Origin of the sequence: Kribbella sp. VKM Ac-2571, assembly GCF_004362255.1 — a bacterium.
Taxonomy (GTDB): Bacteria; Actinomycetota; Actinomycetes; order Propionibacteriales; family Kribbellaceae; genus Kribbella; species Kribbella pratensis.
This window is the reverse complement of the sequence record NZ_SNWS01000024.1, coordinates 84,026-110,949: the sequence shown is the minus strand read 5'-3', so window position 1 is coordinate 110,949 and position 26,924 is coordinate 84,026. Positions and strand designations below refer to the sequence as shown.

Here is a 26,924-nt window from a genome sequence, read left to right as displayed (position 1 = left end):
TCATGACCGAGGTCGGTACGACGGCGTTGCGGCACAACCCGCTCAACGCGGTGACGGCGAGCGTCGAGCGGGTGACGTACGCCGACGGCCGGACCGCCGTACGCAAACAACTGCGGCGGCCGCGCGACTCACCCGGGCCGTGGGCCGCGTCGACCGACCCGCGGCACTGGAACTACTGGCGCCGCGAGCTCGAGGTCTATCGCGACGACGAGCTCCGCGAACAACTCGCCGACGCCGGACTGGTCCTGCCCGCCGCGCAAATCGACGAGAAGCCCGACGGCGCCGTATTGCTGATGGACGACATCGCCGGTACGCCGGGCACACATTTCAGCCTTGCGGAACATGCAGCCCTCGCACGCGCCTGCGGCCGCTGGCAGGCCCGTCCCGCACCGGAACGACCCTGGACGTCGATGGGCTTCCTGCGCGACTACTCGACGACCCGCGATGTCCCCTGGCAGCTGATGACCGACAACGCGGCCTGGCAGCAGCCGCTGATCCGCGAGACCTGGCCGGCCGAACTGCGCGAGGCATGGACCGGCCTGCTGGTCCATCGCGACGCATTGCTCGACCTCGTCGCGTCCCTCCCGCGCGCCCGCTGTCATCTCGACTTCTGGGTGTCGAACGTGATCCAGAAACCGACCGGCGAGCTCGCACTGTTCGACTGGTCGTTCCTCGGTGACGGCGCGCTCGGCGAGGACATCGGCAACTACATCCCGGACGCGGTGTTCGACCTGTTCTGGCCGGCCGAGCGCATTCCCGAGCTGGCCGAGACCTGCATCGCCAACTACCTCGACGGCCTGCAGGATGCGGGCTGGCGCGGTGACCCGGATCAGGTGCGCCTGGCGGTGATGGCGTCCGGTGTGAAGTACGCCTGGCTCCTGCCCGGTCTGCTTGGCAGGGCCTCGGACACGACGCACAACGCCTATCACCGCAAGGTCGACAGCAGGTACCTGTTCCACCAGCGCGGCCAGGCCCTGCTGTTCGTTGCCTACTGGTGTGCCGAGGCGCTCAGCCGAGCACGACGGTGAAACCTCCAGGTACGACGAGTGGTTTGCCGCGGGCAACCAACTGGCCGGAGGAGTCGTACGTGTAGGCGTGCCCGCTAGCGGTGACTACGCGCGGCCGGGTGTCGACGCTGACCAGCAACGTCGCTGCTCCGATCCGCAGGCTGCTGATGGTCGGGAGCAGCAGTACGGCGTCCAACTGGGCCGTGCCCGTTGTCTGCGCGTTGAGCGTGGTCGCGTTGGCAGGGAGCGGGTTGGCGAGTGTCAGCGGTTGGAGCGCGCCGGGTGCAGCCGAGATGCCTTGCGGACCGCAGGCATGGACCAGCGTGCCGAGAGTGCGGCCGCCGCTCGTCCAGGTGCTCCGGGCCGGCGTGGGTGTGTCGACGAGGTTGACGACCGGGAGCACCAGCCGCGGCTGTGATGACGGTGGCACGGTCCACGTCGCCGTACCGTCGATGGAAAGGTAGGAGCCGTTGCTCCATTGGGATTCCCCGGTCCACGCCGATGGCGGTGTGACGACCGCACCACCGGTGGCAGTCTCCGCCTCGACGATCTGGAGCCCATCGTACGCCGATGCGCCTGACAGGCGGGCGATGTCCGGGTGGGCGTCGAGGGCGAGCATCGAGAGTTGCCCGTGGATCGTGGACTCGGCGCCGGAGTTGCGGTTGATCACACCGTCGCCGGAGATGCCGTCGTACGTGCGGCCGGTGGTGGCGTCGTACATGGGTTGACCGGCGCGGTTGGCGCCGAAGTACCAGGCGGCGACGAAGGCTGCGAGATGTTTCTGGCCGGGGCGATCGATCGCGAGGAGTGCCTGCAGGCGGGCGTCGACGCCGTACGCGATCTGGGATCGGTCAATCGGTGTCGGGAGCCAGCCGTTGTCGGGCCCTCCGGCGGTGAGCAGGAGCGGGGTGAAGCCGGCGGTGTCACCGATCGCCGCGGTGAGGAAAACGGTTTCGTCGAGGGTGGCCGAGGCGACGGCGAGGGCCGAGGGCATCTGGGCACCCCAGGCGTGCCAGTCGGAGATCGACTCGCCCCAAGGCAGGAGCGCGCGGAAAGGCCACTCACGGGTCGAACCCGCCTGCATCTGTGCGATACCTTCGGCGAAACGCGTGAGGGCTCGACGGGCCCGGGGCGATCCGCCGGCGTCGACGTACGCCGAGAGTCCGAGGACTGCTTCCGAGGTCGCGTCCGCGCCGTTCACGATCAGCCACGCGGGGAGACGGCGGCCGTCGACGACGTTGTACTGGCCGTAGCGGATCAGGACCTGGCGTTCGAGGGCGGCGATCGCCAACTCGAGGCGGTCGCGGAGGAAGGCGGCGAAGGCGCGGTCCGTCCGGCGGAAAACGCTGTACCCCTCCCCCAGCGCCCAGACCGTGCGGGCCAGCCAGTACGACGGCCCGGAGTCGGAGGGGTCAGGGAGCTCGACCGGCTCGGCGCTCGGGTTGAGCGTTCCGTCGGGCTGCATCCAGAGCACGACGTTTCCGTTTGGCGACTGCAAGAACGTGAGCGCTCGCAGCAGGTCGCGCGCGGTCTGCAGCGAGGTCGCCTGGTGGAAGAGTTTCCAGTGCCGCAGGTAGACGACGGCCGCCCGCGCGATGTCGTCGGCGTTGTAGGCGCCTTGCCCGTAGGTGTTCGTCGCCGGGTCGTAGGTCCCACCACCAATTCTCCGGTACGAGCCATCCGCCTGATGGTCGGCGTACGTCCACAGAACGCCCAACGGGCCGGACCCGAAGGTGGTGTGGCCCGCGGCGGCGGGTGGTGAGACCGAAGCCCGGAGGAAGTCGAGGTGGGCGAGATTGGACAGGCGGGTGGAGGCAGCTGCGGGAAGGGTGACCGTGGAGGCGGCGGCCACCGCGAGTGCTCCGCCGAGGACGGTGCGGCGGGTGGGGTTCATGGCAGGCGGTCCAATCTGGCCACGCCGATGGCGGCGTCGGCCATGCCGTAGAAGACGTAGTGCACGCCTTCGACCTCTTCGACGGCGGTCGGGAAAACGACGTTTCCTACCGTTCCGACTTTTTCCTCCTCGGTTTCCGGGACCATCAGGGGTTCGGTGGTCCGGGCGACGACCCGGGTGACGTCGTCGGGGTCGAGGATGAGCGCGCCGGCCGCGTAGCAGACCTTCTGGGTAGTGGGGTCGAAGCCTTCCGGCTGCTCGCCGGTGACGCCGTGGTGGATGACGAGCCAGCCTTCGGGGACCCGCAGCGGTGCCGGACCGGCACCGATCTTCAACTCCTCGAAGGGGTACTCCGACATCGCGACCAGCCGGTGATGACGCAGATGAACGAGGTTCCGCAGGTCGTCCTCGACGGCGGCCACGGGGACGAACGACACCCAGATCCCCGGCCGGTCGTCGGTGACGCCCGCCGGCAGATGCACACCCTCGCCCTCGCGGAACCATCCGAGATCCCACATCGGCCGGTGCAGCATCGCGTACGACGGTTCGCCGTCCGGACCCGGCACTGGCTCGGGGAAGAAAACGGTGTCCTTGTTCGGGAACAGGTTCAGATCGGTGTCCAGATCCGGCTGGTACTCGAAGTGCAGCGGCCCCAGCCGGCGCCACTCGCGAAGGTCCGACGACACGGCGAGTGCCGGCTTCGGACCGAGCGGACCGTAGGCGACGTACGTCATCACGTGCAGCCCGAGCGACGCGACGAACGTGACCCGTGGATCCTCCACGCCCGCGTTGTTCTTGCCGCGCTCCCAGCCTTCGTCCGGCGCGAGCACGACACCTTCCCGCCGGACGCCGACCGGTACGCCGTCCACCAGCTCGACGGCGGCCAGGCCGACCCGCGACACGTTGCCGTCAGCAACCAGCCGGGGCAGTAGGTACAACTGCCCGTCGGGCGTGTGGCCGGTCGCCGGGTTCAGCACCCCCTCCGCCTCGAGTTCGTTGCCCGGCTCGGCCGTCATCAGGACGCCGACGCGAGTAAGGGTGTAAGGAACAGTCACGGAAAAGCCCTTCAGAGATTAGCCTTTGACGCCCGACGACAGGTTCGTCGAGATGAAGCGGCGCTGGAAGACGATGAACAAAGTGACCGCGGGCGCGGCGAGCACACACGCGCCGGCGAGCACGGCACCGAACGGGTTCGCGGCCCGTGCCGAGACCGTGGTGAGGTAGTTGGACAGCGAGACCGCGAGCGGCTGCAGGTCCTGCTGCTTGGTGATCAGGAAGGGCCACAGGAACTCGTTCCACGGCCCGATGAACGTGAGCAGAACGCCGGTCAGCAGAGCCGGCCGCACCAGCGGTACGGCGATCCGCCACAGGATGCTCAGCTCCGACGCCCCGTCGATGCGGGCCGCGTCGAACAACTCGGCCGGCAACTGCAGGAAATACTGGCGGAAAACGAAGACCGCGGTCGAGTTGATCAGGAACGGCAGGATCATCCCGAGGTAGCTGTCGGCGAGCCCGTAGCTGCGCACGATCAGCACGTACAGAGGGATCGTCAGCAACTGGAAGGGTACGACCTGGATCAGCAGCATCAGGTTGAACACCAGCCCGCGCCCGCGGAACTGCAACCGTGCCAGCGCGTACCCGGCGAGCACCCCGAACACGAGCGTCCCGAGGATCACGCCGCCGGTGAAGATCCCGGAGTTGAGCAACGACCGGCCGAGATGGATCGACTGGTTGATCTCGGCGTAGTTGTGGCCGGTGAGGTTCCCCGGCGACGGAAACGCGCCGCCGACCGACGGATCGGGCTCGGCCTGCAGCGAGCCGATCAGCATGTAGTAGAAGGGAAACAGGAAAACGAAGGCCCCGACCAGCAGGCCGGCGAACTTGAGCTTCACGACTCCTCCCTCCCCACGAAACGCCTTTCGATCAACGCGAGCGCCAGCACTCCGATCACGAGCAACACACCGATCGCCGAACCCACATCGGGGTTTCCCTGCTCGATCCCGCGCTGGTACATGATCAGAACCGGAGACGCGGAAGCGCCGTCCGGACCACCACCGCCGGTCAGCAGATACGGCTCGGTGAACAGATTCGCGCCGGTCACCGTGGCGACCAGGACGACGAGCGTCGTCGCCGGCCGCACACCAGGAACTGTCACGTTGAGAAACGATTTCCATCGCCCGGCACCGTCCATCGACGCGGCCTCGTACAGATCCTTGGAGACGTTCTGCAGCGCGGCCAGGTAGAGCAGGATGAAGAAGCCGAGCTGCTTCCAAGTGACGTAGATCGCGACCGTCGGCATGGCCAGCGACGAGTTCACCAGCCACGACGGATCGGGCGCGAGCGGACCCAGGACGGAGTTGACCAGTCCGTTGGAGTTGAACAGGAACAGCCAGACCCCGACGACCGCGACCGAAGCCGTGACATACGGGACGTAGTACGAGACCCGGAAGAACGTCCGCCACCGAATCGCCGCGTTCAGCGCGTTCGCGAGCAGCAGCGACAGGACGACCGTCAACGGAACATTGATGACCAGAAACACCAGAACGTTTCCGAACGCCCGCCGTACGGCCGGATCCGACAACACCGTCACGTAGTTGTCGAACCCGACGAACGGCCGCTCCACGATCGCCCCCGGCGCCGCGAAGAAGTAGTCGTGGAACGACATGTACACCGCGAACCCGAGCGGATACGCGAACACCGCGGCCAGGAAAACGACGTACGGCGTGACGAACGCGGTCCCGACCGGATGCTCACCGAGAATCCGGCCGAGCGGACCACGCGACCTCATGACTGCTTGGCGAGTTGGTCGACCTTCTGGGCGGCGCCGTCGAGGGCTGTGCCGATGTCTTCCTGGCCGAAGATCACCGACTTGGAGTAGGCGTCGCGGAAGGTCTGCCAGATCGTGATCGAGTTCGGAACGTTCGGAACCTCGACGGTCCGCGACGACTGGTCCGCGAACGTCTTGTACTCCGGGTTCTTCGCGAAGTAGTCGGCGTACGTCGACGCGACGTCCTTGCGCAACGGCATCTGCCCGGTCGCGGCCAGGAACTTTCCGTCCTGTTCCTTGCTGGTCGCGAACTTCAGCACGTCGGACGCGGTGCCGCGGTTCTTGCACGCGGAGTACATCGCGACGTTCTTCGCGTCACTGAACGTGTGGATCTCCTCGGGAGCCTTCCCCGACGACGTCGGCACCGGCACGACGCCCCAGTCGACCTTGCCCTTGTACGTCGCGATCGCCCACGGACCGACCACGGCCATCGCCGCCGTGCCGTCCACGAACGCGTCCCCGGTGTACTTCTCCGGCGAGGCGAGCTTGTCGGCGTACATCGTCCGCCAGAACTGCGCGACCTTCTTGCCCTCGTCGGACGCGAACGTCGCCTTGCCATCGGCAACCAGCTGCTTGCCGCCGGTCTCAGCCGCGTACAACGGATAGAAGTCGAACCAGGACTGGTAGAACTCGTTGCTCGGCGCCGGGTAGATCGCGAACTTCGCCGCCTTCGACGCCACCACCTTGCGCGATGCGGCGAGGAACTCGTCGTACGTCTTCAGCGAGGGATCGGTGATACCGGCCTTCGCGAAGATCTTCTTGTTGTAGAAGATCATCACCGGGTTCGACTTCCACGGCAGCTGGTAGTACTTGCCGTCCGCCGACTTGTACTGCTGCGCAACGTCACCGGACCGCTCCTCGATGTAGGACGCGTCCAGCGGCACCAGACCGCCCTGCTTCTGGAACTGCGAGACCGACGCCGGCGAGGTGTTGAAGATCAGGCAGGGTGCGTTCCCCGCGGTGATCGCCGCGCCGATGACCTCCTCCGACGACTTCCCGGTCGGGATCTCCTGGGCCGTGACCTTCTGGTCTGCGTGCTCGGCGTTCCAGGCCGCGACCATCTGCTTGCCCCAGGCCACTTCCTCGGCGTTGTTCGAGTACCAGATCGTGATCGGTCCGCGGGCCTGCGCCGCGGCGTCGGCGTCACCAGCGCCGCCACCGCCGCTCCCGCACGCGGCGAGCGAGCCGGCCAGAACCACGGCCAGCAGTCCAGCTTGCAACTTCATTGGGTTCCTCCTACGAAGGGGGTGCGGCGGTGGAGCGCCGTACGACGAGTTCGGCGGGCGGCAGCTCGACGTCGGGTACGTCGGTGTCGCCGTCGACGACCCTGTTGAGGGTCCGGGCCGCCGCCTCGCCGAAGCGGAACGGGTCGGCGCGGACCGTGGTCAGACCGGGATGCACGTACTCGGCGAGCTCGCTGTCGTCGAAGCCGGCGATGCTCAGGTCGTCCGGCACGCTCAGGCCCGCGGCTTGCGCGGCACCGAGACCCGCGATCGCCATCCGGTCGTTCGCGTAGAAGATCGCGGTCGGCGGCTCCGGCAGCGCGAGCAGCCGCCGGGTGGCCGCGATCCCGCCGGCCGCCGTGAAGTCACCGGTCTCGACCGCGACCGGTTCCAGACCGGCGGCGGCCAGAGTGTCGGTGAAGGCCGTGGACCGTGCTGTGGCGTGCACGAACGCGGGCGGACCGGCGACCTGCGCGATCCGGGTGTGTCCGAGTCCGACGAGGTGCTCGACGACCGCCACCGTGCCCGGCCGGTCGTCGAGGGTTACCGCCGGGAACGGCGAGTCGCCGTCCGGACGGTTCAGGGTGACCGCGGGCAGGCCGAGCTCGACCAGCAGGCCGATCCGCGGATCGTCGTGCCGGAGGTCGGACAGGAACACCCCGTCGACCCGCGCGTCCTGCGCGAGCCGCCGGTACCCGTCCTCCTCGGACTCCCCTGCCGTCACCACCTGCAGGACCAGCGCCTGCCCCCGCGTCGACAGCACGCTCTCGACTCCGGCGATGAACGCCGGGAAGAACGGGTCCGACGACAGCACGGCCGGGTCCCGGGTGATCACCAGGCCGAGCGCGAACGCCTTCGAGACCGACAGCGACCGCGCGCGGTTGCTCGGTCGCCAGCCGAGCTCGTCGGCGGCCGCGAGGATCTTGTCGACCGTCGACTGCGCCAGCCCGGGGCGCCCGTTGAGCGCGAACGACACCGAACCCTTGGACACGCCGGCCCGGCGCGCCACATCCGCGATCGTCGGCCGTTTGGTCACTCGAACTCCTCATTAAACCGGTTTAAAGACGAGTTAAACCGGTTTAAACCGCGCCTGTCAAGATCTCGCGGGGTGCGCAGTAGCGCAATCTGCGGGGAGTTCCGCGCACTCGTTTGCAGCCGATCGCTTGACGGAGTCGTTGTCGCGGCGCTTGACTGGTCGGCAGTGACGCACCCAGCCGGTACCAGGCCGACGGCCTGAAGTCCGGTTTCCCGGCGCCAGGGCGGTGAGAAGCCCGAGGCGGGGTCGCGTCCCCGGGACCGATGGAGCCAATCGTGTCCAGACTCGTCCGCCGCCTGCTGGTGACAGCCGCGGCCATTCTCACGCCAGCGCTCGCAGTCACCGCCTCCACCCTCACCCGACACCCCGCCGACGCGGCCGTCACGCTCCCGCCGACGCACGCGAGGTTCGACTACCAGATCGGCGGCGCGTACACCCCGCCCACCGGTGTCCAGGTGGTCACCCGCGACCGGACTGCCGTTCCGGCGTCCGGGCTCTACAACATCTGCTATGTCAACGCCTTCCAGGTCCAGCCCGGCGAACAGGGCCAGTGGGACGCCGACCTGCTGCTCCGCGATGCTGCAGGCAAGCTCGTCATCGACGAGGATTGGGGCGAACCGCTGCTCGACCTCCGGACGGCGGCCAAACGGACCCGGATCGCCGCCAAGGTCAACGGCTGGATCGACGGCTGCGCGGCCAAGGGCTACCAGGCGATCGAGCCCGACAACTACGACAGCTACACCCGCTCGAAGAACCTCCTCACCGCCGGCCAGGCGAAGGCCTACCTGAGCCTGCTGGCCACCCACGCACACAGCAAGAGCCTCGCCATCGGCCAGAAGAACACGGTCGAGCTGGCCGGCCAACGCGGCTCGGTCGGCCTGGACTTCGCGGTCGCCGAGGAGTGCGGCCAGTACGACGAGTGCGGTGACTATGTGGATGCCTTCGGCAACAACGTGATCGTGATCGAGTACACCGACAAAGGCCGGCGTACGGCGTGTTCGCAGTACGGCGGAACGCTCTCGATCGTGCAGCGCGATGTGGACGTCTCCGTCCCGGGCGACTCCGGGTACGTCCGCAAGACCTGCTGAAACTCCTTCCTCCAACCTCTCCGGAGACCGCCATGTCTCAGCATGCTCGAAACCTGTCCCGTCGTGACATTCTCCGCGCGGCCGCCGTCGTCGCGGCCGCAGGCACCCTCGGCGCCTGCAAGAAGAACGACGACGCCGAAGGGGCCGACGCCGACGGTGTCGTGACGCTCGACCTCTGGCACGGCCAGGTGGATACCGGCAAGGCCGCGATCGACTCCCTCATCACAGCGTTCAACCAGTCGCACCCGAAGATCAAGGTGGTCGGCGGCGGTGGCGGTGTGACCGCGGACAGCATGCTGCAGAAGGTCACCGCGGGTCTGGCGGCGGGGTCCTACCCGGACATCGCATACATCTTCGGGTCGGACCTCGCCAGCCTGACCAAGTCTCCCAAGGTCGCCGATCTCACCGGCCAGCTGAAGATCGACGACTACTGGCCGGCGGCGAAGGACGCGGTCAGCGTGAAGGACAAGGTCCGGGCCGCTCCCGCACTGCTCGACTCGCTGTGCGTCGTCTACAACAAGAAGCTGTTCGCCGCGGCCGGTGTGGCCCCGCCGAAGGCCGGCTGGAGCTGGGACGATTTCGTTGCCACGTCCAAGCAACTGACCAACCCGGCCAAGGGCATCTTCGGCACCGGCTGGCCGGGCGTCGGCGACGAGGACACGGTCTGGCGGATCTGGCCGATGATCTGGGACCTCGGCGGCGACGTGGTCAGCGGCGACGGCAAGAAGGCCGGATTCGACTCGGTCGGGACGAAGGCCCTGGAAACGCTGGACCGGTTGCGGAGCGACAAGTCGCTGTACGTCGACCCGAAGCCGGGCAGCGAGCAGCTGTACCAGGTGTTCCTCGGCGGGCGGATGGGGATGGTTGCCACCGGCCCCTGGCAGCTCCCCGAACTGAAGGACAACGGCATCGAGTACGGCGTGGTGCCGCTGCCGTCGTACTCCGGGAAGCCGATCACGATCTCGGGGCCGGACACCTGGACGATCTTCGACAACGGCAAGGCCAAGGTGAAGGCGGCCACCGAGTTCGTCACCTGGCTGGCCGACCCGGCGCAGGACATCCAGTGGGACATCAAGGGCGGCAGCCTGCCGATCACCAAGGCGACGGCCGAGTTGCCGCAGTGGAAGAAGCACTCGACGCAGACCAACGGGCTCGAGGTGTTCGTGACGGCCCTCGACACCGCGAAGGTGCGGCCGACGATCTCGACGTACCCGAAGATCTCGGAGCACATGGGTGCGGCGATCGCCGCCGTACTGCTCGGGAAGCAGAGTCCGGCGGACGCGTTGAAGCAGGCCGTCGACCAGTGCAACCAGGTGCTGGCGGTGCCGAACTGATGGCCAGCGTGGTCGGGACGTTCACCGTCGATCCACGCTCCCGGGCCGCCAAACGGCGGGCTCGCGGTGAAGGGGCGACCGGGTGGGCCTTCGTCAGTCCGTCGGTGGTGATCATTCTCGGGCTGAGCGTCGTACCGGTGCTGTGGTCGTTGCTGTTGTCGTTCCAGGTGAACGATCTGGTGTCGCCGAGCGAGTGGGTCGGACTGGCGAACTACAAGGCGCTGGTGAAGGATCCGGCGTTCGGGTCGGCGGTCTCGCACACGCTGATCTACACGGCGCTGTACGTGCCGTTGAGCGTGGTCGCCGGGTTGGGGATCGCGATCGCGCTGGACCGGAAGATCGCGCTGATCGGGCTGTACCGGACGTTGGTGTTCGTGCCGTTCGTGGTGTCGGCGGCGGCGCAGGGCGTGCTGTTCTCGTTCGTGCTCGATCCGGAGTTCGGTGTCGCGAACTCGTTGCTGCACAAGCTCGGCCTGCCGGCGCAGGGGTTCTTCAGCGATCCGGGTCAGGCGCTGTACCTGTTGGTCGCGATCTCGTTGTGGAGCGGCACTGGGTTCTGCGTGATCGTCTATCTCGCCGGCCTGCAAGGGGTTTCGGCCGAGCTGGTCGAGGCGGCGCGGATCGACGGCGCCGGCCGTTTGGGGGGTGCTGCGGCACGTGACGCTGCCCGCGCTGGCACCGGTCACGATCTTCCTGCTGCTGTTCCAGACCATCAACGCGTTGCAGGTGTTCGTCACCACGAAGGGCGGACCGCTCGGGTCGACGACGGTGATCGTGTACTTCATCTGGGAGAAGGCCTTCAAGACGTTCACGGCCGGCTACAGCGCGGCAGCGGCGTACACGCTGGCCGTCGCGTTGCTGGTGGTCGGCGCCGCCTTGCAGATCTATCGGCGGAGGGCGGCTGCCCGATGAAGAGATTGCCTTTCAGCGGTTGGCATCTTGTGCTCGCGCCGCTGGCGTTGCTGTTCGCGCTGCCGTTGGTGTGGCTGCTCGTCAGCTCGGTGATGAGCAACGCGGAAATCAACCGTTTTCCGCCGGCGCTGTGGCCGCACGGGATCAAGCTCGACGGCTACCGGTACGTGCTCGGAAACGCGCTGTTTCCGCGCTGGTTCCTGAATTCCTTCATCGTTTCCGCGGTGGCGGTGACGGCGAACCTGGTGCTCGGGTCGCTCGGCGGGTACGCGTTCGCGCGGATCCGGTTCGCCGGGTCGAAGCTCGTCCTCGGGCTGATGCTGGCGACGATGGTGATCCCGTTCCAGCTGACGATGATCCCGACGTTCCTGGTCATGAAGCAGCTCGGCCTGATCGACACCCTCGGCGCGCTGATCGTGCCGTCGCTGGTGACACCGCTTTCCGTGTTTCTGTTCCGGCAGTTCTTCGTGTCGCTGCCCCGCGAGCTCGAGGAGGCGGCCTGGATCGACGGCTGCGGGCGGCTCCGGATCCTGGTGTCGATCGTGCTGCCGCTCGCGCGGCCGGCGCTGAGCACTGTCGCCGTACTGACCTTCCTCGCGACCTGGAACGACCTGACCTGGCCGTTGATCGCGATCAACACCGACACCACCTACACCCTCCAGCTGGGACTCACCACGTTCCAGGGACAGCACCACACCCAGTGGTCGGCCGTGATGGCCGGCAACGTCATCACCGTGCTGCCCGTCCTGCTGGGGTTTCTCCTGGCCCAGAAGGCGTTCATCCGCTCTCTGGCCTCCACCGGACTCAAAGGCTGACTATGGACCTGCTTGTCATTGGCGACGCCAACCCTGATGTGGTGATCGGGCCCGTTGACCAACCGATCCTGTTCGGTCAGCGGGAGCGTCTGGTTCCGGCCGGGTCGCTGGTTCTCGGCGGCTCCGCGTCGATCATGGCGTGCGGCGCGGCCCGGCTCGGGCTCAGCGTCGCGTTCGCCGGTCGCGTCGGCGACGACCCCGCGGGCGACTTCGTCCGTACGTCGCTTGCCGACCGGGGCGTGAACGTCGACGCGCTGGTGGTCGACTCCTCGCTGCCGACGCCCCTCACCGCGATCCTCACCTCGGGCGACGATCGCGCGATCCTCACGTCTCCTGGATGTCTGCCCAGTACGACCGCGGACGACGTACCGCTGGAGCTGGTGCGGTCGGTGCGGCACGTGCATGCGGCGTCGTTCTACCTGTTGCCCGAGTTGGCCGCTGGGCTGGCCGGGATCTTCAAGGAGGCGAAGGCGGCGAAGGCGACCACGTCACTGGATCCGAACGACGATCCCACCGGACGCTGGGACCGGTCGGTCCTCGACCCGATCCTGCGGGTCACCGACTATTTCCTCCCCAACGCCGCCGAGGCTCTGGCCCTGACCGGCCATCACCAGGTCGAGGACGCCGCCGGCATCCTCGCCCGCCGCGGCCCTCTCGTCGTGGTCAAGAACGGCGTCGACGGCGCCATCGCGCACAACGGGTCGAAAGTCGTCACCGCACCGGCGCTCAAGGTCGACACGATCGACGCCGTCGGAGCAGGCGACAGCTTCGACGCCGGCTGGGTGGCCGCCGTACTCAACGGATCCCGGACCGACCGTGCCCTGGCGATCGCCGCGGCCTGCGGTTCGCTCTCAACCCGCGCCGCAGGCGGCACCGCCGCACAACCCGACTGGAACGAGGCAGTAGAAAGCATGACGACATGAGGAAGATCGCCTTCATCGGCGCGGGCAGTGTGGTGTTCACGCAGGGTCTGCTCGCCGATCTGTTCGCGCTCGAGCTCGGGCCGGTTGAGATCGCTTTGCACGACATCGACCCCGAGCGGCTCGAGACGGCTGCGGCCGCGGCGGCGTACATCGCCCGGGAGCGTGGCGTCGTACCGCGGATCAGCAAGCATCTCGAGCGCCGGGCAGCGTTGGACGGCGCCGACTTCGTCATCAACATCGTGCAGGTCGGGATGAACGCGGCGACCCACGTCGACTTCGAGATCCCCGCCCGGTACGGGATCCGGCAGACGATCGGCGACACGCTCGGCGTCGGTGGGGTGTTCCGCGCGCTGCGGACATTCCCCGTACTGCGGGGGCTCGCGAAGGACATCGCCGACGTCTGCCCGGACGCATGGCTGCTCAACTACACCAATCCGATGGTGATGAACGTCTGGTACCTCAAGGCGCTCGGGGTCCGCAACGTCGTCGGGCTCTGCCACTCGGTGTACTGGACGATGCAGGGGCTGTCCGAGCTGGTCGGCGTACCGTACGACGACGTCACCTACCTGGCCGCCGGGGTGAACCATCAGTCGTGGGTACTGCGGTTCGAACGCGGAGCCGAGAACCTCTACGACCGGTTGGACGAGGCGATCGCGGCGGACCCGGAACTGCTGCGCCGGGTCCGGGTGGACATGTACCGGCGGCTCGGGTTCTACCCGACCGAGACGAGCGAGCACTCCGCGGAGTACGTCCCGTGGTACCTCGGGCATGCGCGCGAGATCGAGCGACTCCGGCTGCCGATCGGCGCGTACCTCGACATCGTCGCGGACAACCTCGCGTCGTACGAGCAGACCCGCAACGCGTTGAAGGCGGGCGAGCCGGTCGAGGTCGACCCCACGATGGAGTACGCCCCGCAGATCATCCACAGCATCGTCACCGGCACGCCCCGGACGGTCTACGGGAACGTACCGAACACCGGCCTGATCCCCAACCTGCAGTCCGGGGCCGTCGTGGAGGTCCCGTGTCTGGTGGACGCGTCCGGTGTCCGGCCGACCGCGGTCGGAGCACTCCCGGCGCAGTGCGCGGCGCTCAACCGTTCGTACCTGAACGTGGCCGAACTCGCCGTACAGGCAGCGATCGAGGAGGATCCGCGGGCGATCCGCCAGGCCGTCATGGTCGACCCGGCGACCGCGGCCGCACTACCCGTCGAGCAGATCTGGGAGCTGTGCAACGACCTGGTGCTTGCTCACCGCAACTACTTGGACCCGTCGTTGAGGGCGGCGCTCAGATAGTCGCGGTACGTCGCGAAACCGGCGAGGACCTCGGCCGCTGTAGGTTGACCGGTCAGTGCGCCGACGCCCTGGCCCGCGTAGATCGACGCGCGGGCGGGGTCGGCGGTCTTGGACCCTTCGACCCAGAGGGCGTGGGCCGAGTCCTCGGTCTTCAGCTCCTCCTCGCGTCCTTCCCAGGTGTCGAAGAAGGCGTTGCGGAGGGCGCGCCCACCGAACTCGTCCGGCCAGCCGGCGCGTGAGGCGGCGTCGAACACTGTTCCGTAGACGGTATCGGTCTCGTCGGCCTCGATGATGCGCTGCCGCGCCGGTTCCTTGGTCTGCGCCTCGACGCAGGTGAGGAACGCCGTACCGATCCAGCCGCCGACTGCGCCGGCGGCCATCACGGCAGCCAGACCGCGTGGGCCGGAGATCCCGCCACCCGCGAGTACGGGCAGGTCGGTCGCGTCAAGGATCGCCTGCAGCAGCGGGAGGGTGGCGACGGCGTTCCTGCCGTGCCCGCCGGCTTCGGCGCCGCGGGCAACGATCACGTCCACACCGGCGTCCACAGCCTCCCGCGCGTCCGCGACCGTGCCGGCCTGCGTCGCTACGACGATCCCGGCCTCCTGGAGCGGGGCGACGTACGGCGTGTAATCCCCGAAGCTGAGCGACACCAGCGCAGGCCGCAACTCCAGCACCGCTTCCAGGTGCTCAGGATGATCCTTCAACGACCAAGCCATCAACCCGATCCCGTACGGCGTCCCAGCTGCCGCCGCGATCGCTCCCTCGGTCCGGATCCAGTCAGCCGTGACAGCCGAGCCCGCCCCGAGCATCCCCAACCCACCCGCGGCGGAGATCGCCGCAGTCAGCTCCCCGCCACCGACATAAGCCATCGGCGCCCCAACCACCGGCACCCGAACCCCAAACCTCTCCCGCAGCCACATACCCCAAGCGCACCACACCCCCACCCCACCCCGCCATAACCAGCACCACACCAGTACGCACCGCGGCCGGCACCACCCCCACCCCGCCGTGGCGGCTCCGCACCCTGCCGCACCGTCGCCCGCACCACAACCGCTGCCCGCGGTGGCATACGGGGCACTCGCTCGGCGGGCGGGAGGTGGGGGTGGACCCGCGCGGCGGTGGGGGTGAACAGGTTATTTCCCCCGCTCACGCCCGAGTTCCTGTTCACACCCACGCGAAACGGCCGGCTCCCCGCGTGGGGAACCGGCCGTTGGTGGGTGGTGGTTAGAACTTGTAGACGTCGGACTGGGGGTCGCCGTGGCAGCGCTTGTACTTCTTGCCGGAGCCGCAGGGGCAGGCGGCGTTGCGCGGTGTGCCGGCGTACTCCAGGGTGCCTCCCTCGACGGCGTCCTGGTGCATCGCGACCTCGTCGTCACCGTCGATCGTCGGCGCCGAGTACGTCAGCCGCTGCGGACGCGGCTCGTTGGTGAGGCCCTTGGCCCGCAGGCGCGGCGTGTCCCGCGGCCGCGGGGTGTCCTGCGGTCGCTCCTCGTCCTCGGCGCCGGCGAGCTCCGCCGCCGCCGGCCCGGAGCCGAGGATGTCCTGGATCCGGCGGCCCTGGAGGTTGTCCTCGTCCGCGAGCGCAGCCTCGTTCGCGAGCTCCATCTCGGCGCGCATCGCCTCGACATCCACCTCGACGTTGAAGATGAAGCCGACGGACTCCTCCTTGATCGACTCCATCATCGAGGCGAACATGTCGTAGCCCTCGCGCTGGTACTCGACCAGCGGATCGCGCTGCGCCATTGCCCGCAGGCCGATGCCCTCACGCAGGTAGTCCATCTCGTACAGGTGCTCGCGCCACTTCCGGTCCAGGACGCTCAGTACGACGCGGCGCTCCAGCTCGCGCATCGCCTCTTCGCCGAGCAGCTCCTCACGGCGGTCGTACGCCGCGGTCGCGTCCTCGAGGAAGCGCTCGATCAGGAAGTCCTGCGTCAGGCCGGCCTTCTCGCCGCCGGCCTCCTCGATCAGCTGCTCCTCGGTGAGCTCGGTCTGGTACAGCGTCTTCATCGCGGTGAACAGCGCGTCCAGGTCCCAGTCCTCGGCGAACCCGTCCGCGGTCGCGCCCTGCACGTACCCGGTGACGGTCTCCTCGAGCATGTCCTGCACCTGGTCGCGCAGGTCGGCGCCCTCGAGCACGCGGCGGCGCTCGTCGTACACGACGTGCCGCTGGCGGTTCATCACGTCGTCGTACTTCAGGATGTTCTTCCGGGTCTCGAAGTTCTGCGCCTCGACCTGACCCTGCGCCGACGCGATCGCCTTCGTGACGACCTTGTTCTCCAGCGGCTGGCTGTCGTCGTTGTTCCGCGACATCGCCCAGTCGACCATCTCGCGCTTGAACAGCCGCATCAGGTCGTCCTCGAGCGACAGGTAGAACCGGGACTTGCCCGGGTCGCCCTGCCGGCCGGCGCGACCGCGCAGCTGGTTGTCGATCCGGCGGGACTCGTGCCGCTCGGTGCCGAGGACGTAGAGGCCGCCGAGCTCGCGGACCTCTTCCTGCTCCTCCTTCACCTGCTTCTCGAACCGCTCGAGCATCGCCGGGTACTCGGCCTCGTACTGCTCGATGTCCTCGGCGGGGTCGATGCCGCGCGCGCGCAGCTCCTTGTCGGCCAGGAACTCCGGGTTGCCGCCGAGGATGATGTCGGTACCACGACCGGCCATGTTGGTGGCCACCGTGACCGCGCCCTTGCGGCCGGCTTCGGCGACGATCGCCGCCTCCCGCGCGTGCTGCTTCGCGTTCAGCACCTCGTGCTTGATGTTCTCCTTGAGCAGCATCCGGGACAGCCGCTCGGACTTCTCCACCGACGTCGTGCCGACCAGGATCGGCTGGCCGGTCGCGTGCACCTCGACGATGTCCTTGACCACCGCGTCGAACTTGGCGTCCTCGGTGCGGTAGATCAGGTCCCGCTCCTCGACCCGGATCATCGGCTTGTTGGTCGGGATCGGCACCACGCCGAGCTTGTAGACCTTGGAGAACTCGTTCGCCTCGGTCATCGCCGTACCGGTCATGCCGGCCAGCTTGGTGTAGAGGCGGAAGTAGTTCTGCAGCGTGATCGTCGCGAGGGTCTGGTACTCCTCCTTGATCTCGACGCCTTCCTTGGCCTCGATCGCCTGGTGCAGGCCCTCGTTGTAGCGGCGGCCGTGCAGCGTCCGGCCGGTGTGCTCGTCGACGATCAGCACCTCGCCGTCGTCGACCACCACGTAGTCCTTGTCCCGGTGGAACAGGTCCTTGGCCTTCAGCGCGTTGTTCAGGTAGCTGATCAGCGGGGTGTTGGCCGACTCGTACAGGTTGTCGATACCGAGCCGGTCCTCGACCTTCTCGATCCCGCGCTCGAGGATCGCGACCGTGCGCTTCTTCTCGTCCACGTCGTAGTCGGCGACCCGGCGCTTGGTCTCGTCGATCTCGAGGTCGGTGATCCGCGGGTTCTTCCGCTTCAGCTCCGCCTCGTCGGCCAGCGTCCACGCCTTCAGCGAGTTCGCGATCCGGGCCATCTCGACGTACCAGCGCTGGCTGTCCTCGGCCGGGCCGGAGATGATCAGCGGGGTCCGGGCCTCGTCGACCAGGATCGAGTCCACCTCGTCCACGATCGCGTAGTTGTGCTCGCGCTGGACGCAGTCCTCGATACTGCTCGCCATGTTGTCGCGCAGGTAGTCGAAGCCGAACTCGTTGTTGGTGCCGTAGGTGATGTCCTTGGCGTAGGCGATCCGGCGCTCGGCCGGGGTCATCTCCGGCAGGATCACGCCGTAGTCGAGGCCGAGGAAGTGGTACACCCGGCCCATCCACTCGGCCTGGTACTTGGCCAGGTAGTCGTTCACCGTGACCACGTGCACGCCCTTGCCGGACAGCGCGTTCAGGTAGGTCGGGAGCGTGCCGACCAGGGTCTTGCCCTCACCGGTCTTCATCTCCGCGATGTTGCCCAGGTGCAGCGCGGCCCCACCCATGATCTGGACGTCGTAGTGCCGCTGGTGCAGCGTCCGCTTGGCGGCCTCCCGGACCACCGCGAAGGCCTCCGGGAGCAGCGCGTCCAGGGACTCCCCGTTCTCGTGACGCTCCTTGAACTCCGCGGTCTGCGCGCGCAGCTCCTCGTCGGTCATGTTGACGAAGTCGTCCTCGATGGAGTTGACCATCTTCGCGATGCCCTGCAACTGGCGGAGGATCTTGCCCTCGCCGATCCGCAGAACCTTGTCGACAACCTTCATGGTGGGGAGTTCACTCCTTGCTGCTGAAGCCTGGGTTGCGGCCGAACGCCGACAGGGCACGGCCGACCCACCGGGAAGGCGTGCGTCCCCCATCGTACGGGGCCGGGTGTGCCAAGCCACGCCCGCAGCGTGCCTCGAGCCCCACTGCACCCACGTCCGAGCGTGCGCGAAAGTTCCCAGGTGGTCCTCAGGAACCGCGCAGAGCGTCACTGAGCGCTGGCGACAGGTCACCGCCGCCGGCCACCCGGACCTGGTCCAGCCCGAGCCATCCGGCCAGCTGGACGAGCTCCTCGGCCAGCTCCTCGGCGGTCTCCACGGGCGCCTTCGGCTCCGCGTGCGCCGCCTGGACGAGCAGCACACCACCGGGGCGGTCGGCCTTGAGGTCGACCCGCGCGACCAGCCGGTCCCCGAGCAGGAAGGGCAGCACGTAGTACCCGTGGATGCGCTTCTCCGCCGGGACGTAGATCTCGATCCGGTACCGGAAGTCGAACAGGACTTCGGTCCGGGTGCGCTCGAACACCAGCGAGTCGAACGGGCTGACCAGAGCCCGCGTGTTCACCCGGCGCGGCAGCCGCGCGTCGCGATGCAGGTACGCCGGGCGTTTCCAGCCGTCGATCCGGACCGGGAGGAGCTCGCCCTCCTCGACCAGCTCGGAGATCGCCTGCTGCGTCGGCGCGGGCGCGGTCCGGAAGTAGTCCCGCAGGCACTGCGCGGTGGCCACCCCGTGGGCCCGGGCCGCGATCGACACGAGCCCGCGGTGCGCCTCGTCGAGCGTCGGGGTCGGCGTCTCGACGACAGCGCTGGGCAGCACCCTTTCCGGTACGTCGTACAGCCGCTCGAACTGCTGGTTGCGGCGGGCGACCGTGATCTCGCCGGCGAAGAACAGGAACTCGAGGGCGCGCTTGACGTCGGACCAGTTCCAGCCCCAGTTGTCCCTGGCGCGCTCGACGTCGTCGTCGATCTCGCGGGCGGTCAGCGGACCGTGGTTCCGGACGTCGGAGAGCACCTGCTTGAGCAGGTCCGGCCGCTCCTTCGCGATCGACCGCGGGCCGCCCCACGCCTCGGTCGTCGCCCGGGCCATCCGCCAGCGCATCAACGGGTGCGTCTCGACCGGGATCAGCGACGCCTCGTGCGCCCAGTACTCCACCAGGCGGCGTGGGGCCTTCCCGGCGGCGCGGTCCAGCAGCTCACGCGGGTACGGGCCGAGGCGGGAGTAGAGCGGCAGGTACTGCGTTCTGCTCAGCACGTTGACCGAGTCGATCTGGATCAGCCCGATGCGACCCAGCACCCGGGTCAGGGCCCGCATGTCGGGGACGCCCTTGGGCCGCGGGTCCGTGAAGCCCTGCGCCGCAAGCGCCACCCGCCGCGCCTGAGCCGTCGAGACCTGCAACTGCGTCGTCATACCCCGAATTCTGCCGGGCCCCACCGACAGTCCCCGCTCCGACTTTGAGAAGCCACCGACCATTTCCGCGGCTCGAAAATGATCGGTGGCTTCTCAAAGTTGGTGTTGGGGCGGCGGACATAACTCTGGTGTTACCGAAAGTGGGAGGTGCGCTACGGATGGTGTTCGGGAGAGCCTGCGAGGGAGGCCGTCCGCCCGTGCGGCCCCTATCACCCTGGAGTGAGGCATGACAGGAAACAAGCATGTGGTCCGCGCTGCCCTCGCGGCCGGCGTACTGACCGCGGCGTCACTTGGTGCGGTGGCCATGGCTGGCGCCGCCTCTGCGTCGGCTGCGCAGTCGCCCGACGGACCCAAGACCCGGATCGTCGGCGGCACCATCGCCCACACCGCCGACACGCCCTGGGCCATTCAGCTGTCGAACAGCGGCTCGCCGGCCTCGCCCGGTGAGTGGTGCGGCTCGACGCTGGTGAAGGCGAACAAGATCGTCACCGCGGCCCACTGCGCACAGGAGGCCGCGTCCACCTACACCGCGATCCAGGGTCGCGACGACCTGGCCGACAAGTCCACCGGCAAGGAATCGAAGATCAGCAGCATCTGGGTGGACCCGGAGTACGGCAAGTCGCCGGCGCACGACGTCGCGGTGATGACGCTGGCGACGCCGTTCGAGGGTGTCGACACGCTGGCGCTCGAGACCGACAAGGCGGCCGACGCGGCCGGCGCGGCCTCCATCGTCTACGGCTGGGGCGAGACGGAGGGCACCGGACCGGCGGACACCTTCCAGAAGGTCGACGTACCGGTGCTCGGCGACGCGTACTGCGGGAAGGCGTACGCGAGCGAGGGCTACACCGCCGACGGCGAGATCTGCGCCGGGTACGAGGAAGGCGGCAAGGACTCCTGCCAGGGCGACTCCGGCGGCCCGCTGGTCCTCAACGGCCGCCTCTTCGGCGTCGTGTCGTGGGGCGTCGGCTGCGCGGACGCCGGCAAGCCGGGCGTGTACGCCGAGGTCGCGACGTACGCCGCCGAACTGCAGCAGCAGATCGACAGCTGACGCACCGCGGGACAGCGAAGGGGCCGGGCGAGTCGCCCGGCCCCTTCGTCGTGCACCTCCTGAGGTCTCAGACGGCCAGCCGGATCACGCCGTAGTCGTAGCCGCGACGGCGGTACACGACGCTGGGCTGGTTCTCGTCGGCATCGACGAACAGGTAGAAGTCGTGCCCGACCAGTTCGAGCTCGTAGAGCGCCTGGTCCAGGGTCATCGGCTTGGCGGTGTGGGTCTTCTCGCGCATCACCAGCGGTCCGTCGCCGGTGACCAGGACAGATCCGTACTTGTGCGTCGCCACCTCGTCCTCGGCGACTGGTTCCTCCACTACAGGTGCGGTGCCGTTCACCGGCTGCTTCGCGTTCACGTGCCGCAGGCCTTCCGGCGCACGCTCACCACGGTGCACACGACGCCGGTCGGCCGCCTTGCGGACCTGGGACCGGAGCCGGTCCAGGCAGACGTCGAACGCCGCCTGCTTGGTCTCCCCGCACGCCTCTGCGCGGACCACCGGACCCTTGGTGTACATGGTGAGCTCGACACGCATCGCCCGATCGTGCTGTCGCGGGTTCTTTTCCTGACTGACTTCCACTTCGCACCGCAGTACCCGGTGATCGACCTTCTCGATCCGTTCGAGTTTTTCCTCGACGTACTGCCGGAAGCGGTCACTGACCTCGCAGTGATGACCCTTGACAACGACGTCCACGGAAACCTCCATCGATCGGCGACTTCTTTTACGTGTTCGGACCCCCGTGCTCCTGGTGACGGTGCCCGAAACGAGAACACCCGCTGTCGAACCCGTCGGACCCGGTGGCGAGGAATCCGGCTGATCCGGTCCTCCACCACTCCACTGCCCGACAAGCCCTAGCGGGTGTCATAAGCCAACGCTAGTCGGCTTCGGCGAAAACCGGTAGGGAAGTTCTCATGAACCAGACGTCCGGTGCCGGGCGGTCGCCGCGAGCAGCGCACAGCCGAGGACCTGGATTCCCCCGGATTCCAAGGCGCGGCAGGCCTCGGTGAGCGTGGATCCGGTGGTGATCACGTCGTCGACCAGCAGGACCGGTTGATCGATCAGCGTTTCAGCCCAGCGCGAACGCAGCCCGAACGCCCCGTCCAGGTTCGCGGTACGGCGTTCCGCGGACAGCCCGGCCTGGTCGTCGGGACGTCCCACGACCCGCAGCGCGGCGGCCGTACGGGCGTCGATTCCCTGTCTGCGCAGGGATCTGACGGCGGCCTTCGTAATCCGCCCGAGCGGATCGTGCCCGCGTTTGCGGACCGTTGCCCGCGGCGACGGCACCGGACAGATCCATGCCGCCCGCCGCTGGTCGAGGGCCGTCCGTACGACGGTCGCCAGCAGCTCACCGAGTGGCCTGGCAAGGGCGTACCGCGCGTGCTCCTTGTGCGCGAGGATCAGGTTGCGGAGCTCCCCGGCGTACGGCGCGGCGGCGGTCGGGGGCGCGAGACCGGGCGGACTGGGGTCGGGCCATGCACGGAACGGAGTCAGTTCGGTCAGTAGCCGACGGCAACCACCACAGAGAGTGACGCCAGGCCGCGTGCAGCCCGCGCACCGCCCGCCGAGCACCAGGTCCACGAACCCGTCCCACCCGCGCACCACCTCACGGTCCACGATGCGCCGCGGCCCCCGCAACCGCGGGCGCCGGAGCCTGTGGACAAACGGGTCAGCCGGGGCTCAGCCGGGGTAGGTGGGCTTGATGGTGGCCTGGCTGTCGTCGTCGTTCATGGACACCCACGCGAGGTCCTTGCTGAGCCAGTGGATGTGGCCGGCGTCGTCCTGGATCACCGGCAGGGTCTCCTTGTGCGTGTTCGACGCGACGTGTTCGGGGACGAAGCCCGGTGCTGCGCCGGGCAGCAACTGCAGGCTGGAGCCGTCGGTGCTGACCAGCCAAGGCTGTGGGGCGGCTTTGTCGGTCCCGATCACGATGATGCCCTGCTTGTCCCAGGCCGCGTCGGTGATGTTGGTCAGCGCCAGTCGCAGCGGCTGGAACTCCCCCAGCTTCACCTGCTTACCGCCGTTCGTGGTCTGGACAGTCGCCGTCTCGACATAGTTCTGCTTCGTGGCCGCACTGTGCATCACCAGCAGCGCCCGCACACCGTCCGGCGCCATCCGCAGGGCTACCGGAGTGTCTCCCGCGAACTCGGTCTCGACCGCGCTGAGGTGCCCGTCGTCGTGGCGGACGCGCAGCCGCGGATGGTCGCCGTCGGCCTTGTCCAGGATCCACAGGTTGTCCTGGCCGTCGAAGCTCGGCGGCAAGGTTCGCCCGTCGACCGGGATCTCGGACGGCTTGCCGGGGTTGTCGGGTGGGTCCAGCTTCCCGTAGACGACGCGGTGACCGTCGGCGGTGACGATCGCCCCGGCGTCACCGGCCAGCGTGACCGCGAACGACTGTGCCTTGGAGAGCGCCAACGGGCCCGAGTTCAGCGGCTGGGCGGAGATGTTCGACGCACCGTCCAGCCCGACGATCCGCTGCGGTTTCTCCCCGAGCAGACCGTACAGCTTGGTCATCGCACCGGCCGTTGCCTGCGGGTCGTACGCGCTGAAGTTGGCGAACGGCAGAACCTCCGGCTCGTCCGGAAGCAGCGGCGCTCCGCCGACGGTGATCTTGGCGCGGAGGTTGAGCTGGTTCAGCGTCCAGACGATCTGCGCCGCGAGCAGCCGCCGGTCCTGGTCCCGCAGCGATCCGGCGGTGTCGTTCAGCGCCACGGTGGCCACGCCGAGGTCCACGGGGACCGACACCTGCACCTCGGTGCCGGGTGGCGCGATGGAGACCACGCCGTTACCCAGCCGGGTCGTCGGGCCTTTCAGCAGTTCCTGGATGAGCTGCGTCGCGGCCTGGCCGGACGGGAGGGTCTGCGGCAGCCAGACCTGGTCCGGCACCAGCAGGTCCCTGGACGGGTTGAAGAAGTACAGGTCCCGGGGAGCGAGTTTCAGGTCGACCTGGTTGCTGCCCAGGAACGCACCCGGAGGCACGCTGGCGACGCGGAGCTGCCCGTCGACCTTCTTCAGCTTGAACAAGAAGTCGGCCTTCTCGTTGGGGCCTGCCGGGGTCCACTCGCCGCGCGCGCCGATGGTGGCGATCTTCTGGGCGGTCAGCTGGATCCCGTTGTTCGTCCGGGTCAACGACTCGGGAGCCTGGTCGTACACCACGGTCTGCGCCTCCGGCTTCCATGCCCCCGCGGCTTCCGGGGTCATGTACTGCCGGGCCACGTCGTAGGCCTGGGAGTCCGACATGGCCTCCAGGAAGCCGCTGACGATCTGCATGTCGCCGATGTTCGCCCGCGGCGGCTTGGCCTCGACGCCGACGCCGCCCAGATCGCGCGCGAGTCCCTCCCGCTCGCCGTTGCGGATGGTGCCCTTGGTCGGCACGGTCGCGCAGCCGCCGAGCAGCGCCACGGCCAGTACGAACCCGAGCAGTCGGCGTCTCACCGCTCCTCACCGCCGCTCAGCTTCTGGTACGGCGCGCCGACATCGACCAGCTCGGTGACGACCCGGGTCGCGTCTGGCGGGCGTGGCGGCAACGGCGAGCCGGTGAGAGTCACGTCCGGACGGCGCGGCAGCGTCAGCCGGAAGTACGCGCCGTCGCCCGGCGAGCCCCACGCGTCCAGGCGGCCGCCGTGCAGCCGGGCGTCCTCGAGCGCGATCGACAGGCCGAGGCCGGTGCCACCCGTGGTCCGGGCCCGGGCCGGGTCGGCCCGCCAGAACCGGCTGAACACCATCTCGGCCTCCTCGGGCCGGAAGCCGACCCCGTGGTCGCGGACGGCCACCGCGGCGGCATCGTCGTCGTACGCCGTGCTGATCCGGATCGGCAGGCCCTCGCTGTGCTCGATCGCGTTGCCGATCAGGTTGCGCAGGATCCGCTCGATCCGGCGGGAGTCGACGTTCGCCCGGCAGGGCCTCGGCATGTCCAGCTCGACCTGGCAGCCCTTGCGGTCCAGCAGGGTCTCGTGGTTCTCCAGGACTCGGTTGACGATGTCGCGCAGGTCGACGTCCTCCAGGTCGAGGGCGGCCGCTCCGGCGTCGAACCGGCTGATCTCCAGCAGGTCGGCGAGCAGTTCCTCGAACCGGTTGAGCTCGTTCTGCAGGAGCTCCACCGAGCGCCGGCTGATCGGGTCGAACTGGTCACGGGTCTCGTGCAGCAGGTCGGCGGCCATCCGGACTGTGGTCAGGGGCGTGCGCAGCTCGTGGGACACGTCCGACACGAACCGGCGCTGGAGCCGTGACAGCTCCTCCAGCCGGCGGATCTGCCGCTGCAGGTTGGAGGCCATCTTGTTGAACGACACGGCCAGGCGCGCCAGGTCGTCGGTACCGCGGACCTGCATCCGCTCCTCGAGCTTGCCGGCCGCCAGCCGCTCGGCGATCCGCCGTGCCATCCGCACCGGGGTCACGACCTGCCGGGTGACCAGCCAGGCCACAGCACCGAGCAGAACGATCAGCAACAGGCCTGCGGTGAACAGAGCCCGCTGTACGACGTCCAGCGTCTCCTGCTGGGCGGTGAGCGGGAACAGGAAGTAGATCGCGTACTTGTCGCCGGTGGAGTCGATCCGGATCTGCGAACCGATCACCAGCCCCGGGACGCTCGGGCTTTCCCGGTAGTTGATCAGTGTGTACGTGTCCCACAGCTTGGAGCCGTCACTCACGACCGAGGAAGCCAGCGGCTGCGGGATCGAGTTGCTGTCGACCAGTCCGGTGTAGCGGATCGCGTTGGACGCCGCTTGGTCGGTCGGCACCAGCAGGACGTCGTACAGGCCCGGGCGGTTGGAGCCGAGGACCAGCTTGGACAGCTCCTGGTTGACCGTGTTGCGGTTGGCGGCGTCGATCGTCACGGACAGCTGCTCGAGCTGCGCGCGGACCTCGGCCTGTGCGCTCACCCGGCGGGACTCCAGGACGCCGTCGGTGACCTGGCTCATCATCACCCAGCCGACCAGGATCAGGACCAGCGTCGACATCAGCAGGGTGCCGGTGACGATCCGGGCCTGGATGGAGCGGCGCCAGATGTCCGGCCAGTGCTTGGGGTGGGTCCGCCACAGCGGCTGCGGCTGGGCAGACCAGTCCACCGCGGCGGTCAGTTCCAGTTCCGTCCCGCGGGACTCGGGCGCCTCCTGCTCGGGCGGCGCCGTCGGCTGCGCGCCCTGGTGGTCGGCGATCTGTCCGGTGTGGACCTCGGTGCCGGGGTCCACCACCACATCGTCGGCGGCAGCCTGCGACTCTTGGCCGCGTCCGTACTCGATCAGTCCGCACCCGCCTTGTATCCGACACCGCGGACCGTGACCACGATCTCCGGGTGCTCAGGGTCCTTCTCGATCTTGGAGCGCAGTCGCTGGACGTGCACGTTCACCAGCCGGGTGTCGGCGGCGTGCCGGTAGCCCCAGACCTGCTCCAGCAGCACCTCGCGGGTGAACACCTGCCAGGGTTTCGACGCCAGGCACACCAGCAGGTCGAACTCCAGCGGCGTCAGCTGGATCGTCTCGCCGGCCCGCTTCACCGAGTGGCCGGCGACGTCGATGGTGAGGTCGCCGATGGTCAGCGACTCCGGACCGGGCTCGTCCATCCGGCACAGCCGGGCCCGGATCCGGGCCACCAGCTCCTTCGGCTTGAACGGCTTGACCACGTAGTCGTCGGCGCCCGACTCCAGGCCGAGCACCACGTCGACGGTGTCGCTCTTGGCGGTCAGCATCACGATCGGCACGCCGGACTCGGCCCGGATCGCCCGGCAGACGTCGATCCCGTCCATCCCGGGCAGCATCAGGTCGAGCAGCAGCAGATCCGGCTTGAACTCCCGGAACGCCGGTACCGCCTTGTCACCGGTTGCGACCAGATACGTGTCGTAGCCCTCGTTGCGCAGCACGATGCTGAGCATCTCCGACAGCGCTGTGTCGTCGTCGACGATGAGGATGCGGCCCCGCATCGTCCGGTTACCGT

21 protein-coding genes are annotated in these 26,924 nt (G+C 68.4%); 7 read left to right on the top strand and 14 right to left on the bottom strand.

Annotated features, from left to right (window positions below):
- Positions 1-2: 2 nt before the first annotated feature.
- Positions 3-1,028, top strand: a complete 1,026-nt coding sequence (locus tag EV651_RS37685) for a phosphotransferase (protein ID WP_133790352.1) — start codon at positions 3-5, stop codon at positions 1,026-1,028.
- Here the strand turns inward: EV651_RS37685 and EV651_RS37680 are convergent.
- Genes EV651_RS37680 through EV651_RS37655 form a run of 6 tightly spaced genes read right to left on the bottom strand, consistent with a single transcriptional unit; the run spans position 1,009 to position 7,987 of the window.
- Positions 1,009-2,901, bottom strand: a complete 1,893-nt coding sequence (locus tag EV651_RS37680) for a hypothetical protein (RefSeq protein WP_133790350.1) — start codon at positions 2,899-2,901, stop codon at positions 1,009-1,011. The two genes, EV651_RS37685 and EV651_RS37680, sit on opposite strands and share 20 nt — an antisense overlap.
- Positions 2,898-3,956, bottom strand: a complete 1,059-nt coding sequence (locus EV651_RS37675; RefSeq protein WP_238157454.1) for a glycosidase — start codon at positions 3,954-3,956, stop codon at positions 2,898-2,900. Before EV651_RS37675 ends, EV651_RS37680 begins: the two co-directional genes overlap by 4 nt.
- Before the next feature lie 18 nt (positions 3,957-3,974).
- The gene (locus EV651_RS37670; RefSeq protein ID WP_133790348.1) at positions 3,975-4,793 is read right to left on the bottom strand and encodes a carbohydrate ABC transporter permease; all 819 of its coding nucleotides are present in this window, start codon (positions 4,791-4,793) and stop codon (positions 3,975-3,977) included.
- Positions 4,790-5,689, bottom strand: a complete 900-nt coding sequence (locus EV651_RS37665) for a carbohydrate ABC transporter permease (RefSeq protein WP_133790346.1) — start codon at positions 5,687-5,689, stop codon at positions 4,790-4,792. Before EV651_RS37665 ends, EV651_RS37670 begins: the two co-directional genes overlap by 4 nt.
- Positions 5,686-6,954: an extracellular solute-binding protein gene (locus EV651_RS37660; RefSeq protein ID WP_133790344.1), complete on the bottom strand. Its 1,269-nt coding sequence runs from the start codon at positions 6,952-6,954 to the stop codon at positions 5,686-5,688. Before EV651_RS37660 ends, EV651_RS37665 begins: the two co-directional genes overlap by 4 nt.
- A gap of 10 nt (positions 6,955-6,964) precedes the next feature.
- Entirely contained in the window at positions 6,965-7,987 is a 1,023-nt protein-coding gene (locus tag EV651_RS37655) for a LacI family DNA-binding transcriptional regulator (RefSeq protein ID WP_133790342.1), read from the bottom strand.
- Between the two features lie 275 nt (positions 7,988-8,262).
- Here EV651_RS37655 and EV651_RS37650 point away from each other — a divergent pair, with 275 nt between their 5' ends.
- The 5 genes from EV651_RS37650 to EV651_RS37625 are packed head-to-tail and all read left to right on the top strand — an operon-like array spanning position 8,263 to position 14,351.
- Positions 8,263-9,075, top strand: coding sequence for an endo alpha-1,4 polygalactosaminidase (locus EV651_RS37650; RefSeq protein WP_238157453.1), 813 nt, complete (start codon positions 8,263-8,265; stop codon positions 9,073-9,075).
- Positions 9,076-9,107: 32 nt separating this feature from the next.
- Positions 9,108-10,409, top strand: a complete 1,302-nt coding sequence (locus EV651_RS37645) for an ABC transporter substrate-binding protein (RefSeq protein WP_133790338.1) — start codon at positions 9,108-9,110, stop codon at positions 10,407-10,409.
- Positions 10,409-12,136, top strand: coding sequence for an ABC transporter permease subunit (locus tag EV651_RS42785; protein ID WP_238157452.1), 1,728 nt, complete (start codon positions 10,409-10,411; stop codon positions 12,134-12,136). Before EV651_RS37645 ends, EV651_RS42785 begins: the two co-directional genes overlap by 1 nt.
- Before the next feature lie 2 nt (positions 12,137-12,138).
- Complete coding sequence (locus tag EV651_RS37630) at positions 12,139-13,059, top strand: carbohydrate kinase family protein (protein WP_133790335.1); 921 nt, start codon at positions 12,139-12,141, stop codon at positions 13,057-13,059.
- Positions 13,056-14,351 carry an alpha-glucosidase/alpha-galactosidase gene (locus EV651_RS37625; RefSeq protein ID WP_133790333.1) on the top strand — a complete coding sequence of 432 codons (1,296 nt, stop codon included), beginning with the start codon at positions 13,056-13,058 and terminating at the stop codon, positions 14,349-14,351. Before EV651_RS37630 ends, EV651_RS37625 begins: the two co-directional genes overlap by 4 nt.
- Here EV651_RS37625 and EV651_RS37620 read toward each other — a convergent pair.
- From EV651_RS37620 to EV651_RS37610, 3 genes are all read right to left on the bottom strand, one after another.
- Positions 14,315-15,220 (bottom strand): nitronate monooxygenase family protein, encoded by a 906-nt coding sequence (locus EV651_RS37620; protein WP_238157450.1) that lies wholly within the window; start codon positions 15,218-15,220, stop codon positions 14,315-14,317. The two genes, EV651_RS37625 and EV651_RS37620, sit on opposite strands and share 37 nt — an antisense overlap.
- 355 nt (positions 15,221-15,575) lie before the next feature.
- Positions 15,576-18,548, bottom strand: a complete 2,973-nt coding sequence (gene secA / locus EV651_RS37615) for a preprotein translocase subunit SecA (RefSeq protein WP_133790329.1) — start codon at positions 18,546-18,548, stop codon at positions 15,576-15,578.
- A 187-nt stretch (positions 18,549-18,735) separates the two neighbouring features.
- Complete coding sequence (locus EV651_RS37610; RefSeq protein ID WP_133790327.1) at positions 18,736-19,950, bottom strand: winged helix-turn-helix domain-containing protein; 1,215 nt, start codon at positions 19,948-19,950, stop codon at positions 18,736-18,738.
- A 226-nt stretch (positions 19,951-20,176) separates the two neighbouring features.
- Here EV651_RS37610 and EV651_RS37605 point away from each other — a divergent pair, with 226 nt between their 5' ends.
- Positions 20,177-20,998, top strand: coding sequence for a trypsin-like serine protease (locus tag EV651_RS37605; protein ID WP_133790325.1), 822 nt, complete (start codon positions 20,177-20,179; stop codon positions 20,996-20,998).
- 67 nt (positions 20,999-21,065) lie between these two features.
- On the opposite strand, the gene hpf is transcribed toward EV651_RS37605, so the two are convergent.
- The 5 genes from hpf to mtrA form a co-directional block, all read right to left on the bottom strand.
- The gene (hpf, locus tag EV651_RS37600; protein WP_202870696.1) at positions 21,066-21,692 is read right to left on the bottom strand and encodes a ribosome hibernation-promoting factor, HPF/YfiA family; all 627 of its coding nucleotides are present in this window, start codon (positions 21,690-21,692) and stop codon (positions 21,066-21,068) included.
- 216 nt (positions 21,693-21,908) lie between these two features.
- The gene (locus tag EV651_RS37595; protein WP_133790321.1) at positions 21,909-22,598 is read right to left on the bottom strand and encodes a ComF family protein; all 690 of its coding nucleotides are present in this window, start codon (positions 22,596-22,598) and stop codon (positions 21,909-21,911) included.
- Positions 22,599-22,676: 78 nt separating this feature from the next.
- Complete coding sequence (locus tag EV651_RS37590) at positions 22,677-24,431, bottom strand: LpqB family beta-propeller domain-containing protein (protein ID WP_133790319.1); 1,755 nt, start codon at positions 24,429-24,431, stop codon at positions 22,677-22,679.
- Positions 24,428-26,182, bottom strand: coding sequence for an MtrAB system histidine kinase MtrB (gene mtrB / locus EV651_RS37585; RefSeq protein ID WP_238157449.1), 1,755 nt, complete (start codon positions 26,180-26,182; stop codon positions 24,428-24,430). Before mtrB ends, EV651_RS37590 begins: the two co-directional genes overlap by 4 nt.
- Positions 26,183-26,232: 50 nt before the next feature.
- Entirely contained in the window at positions 26,233-26,910 is a 678-nt protein-coding gene (mtrA, locus tag EV651_RS37580) for an MtrAB system response regulator MtrA (protein ID WP_133790420.1), read from the bottom strand.
- Positions 26,911-26,924: the final 14 nt, after the last annotated feature.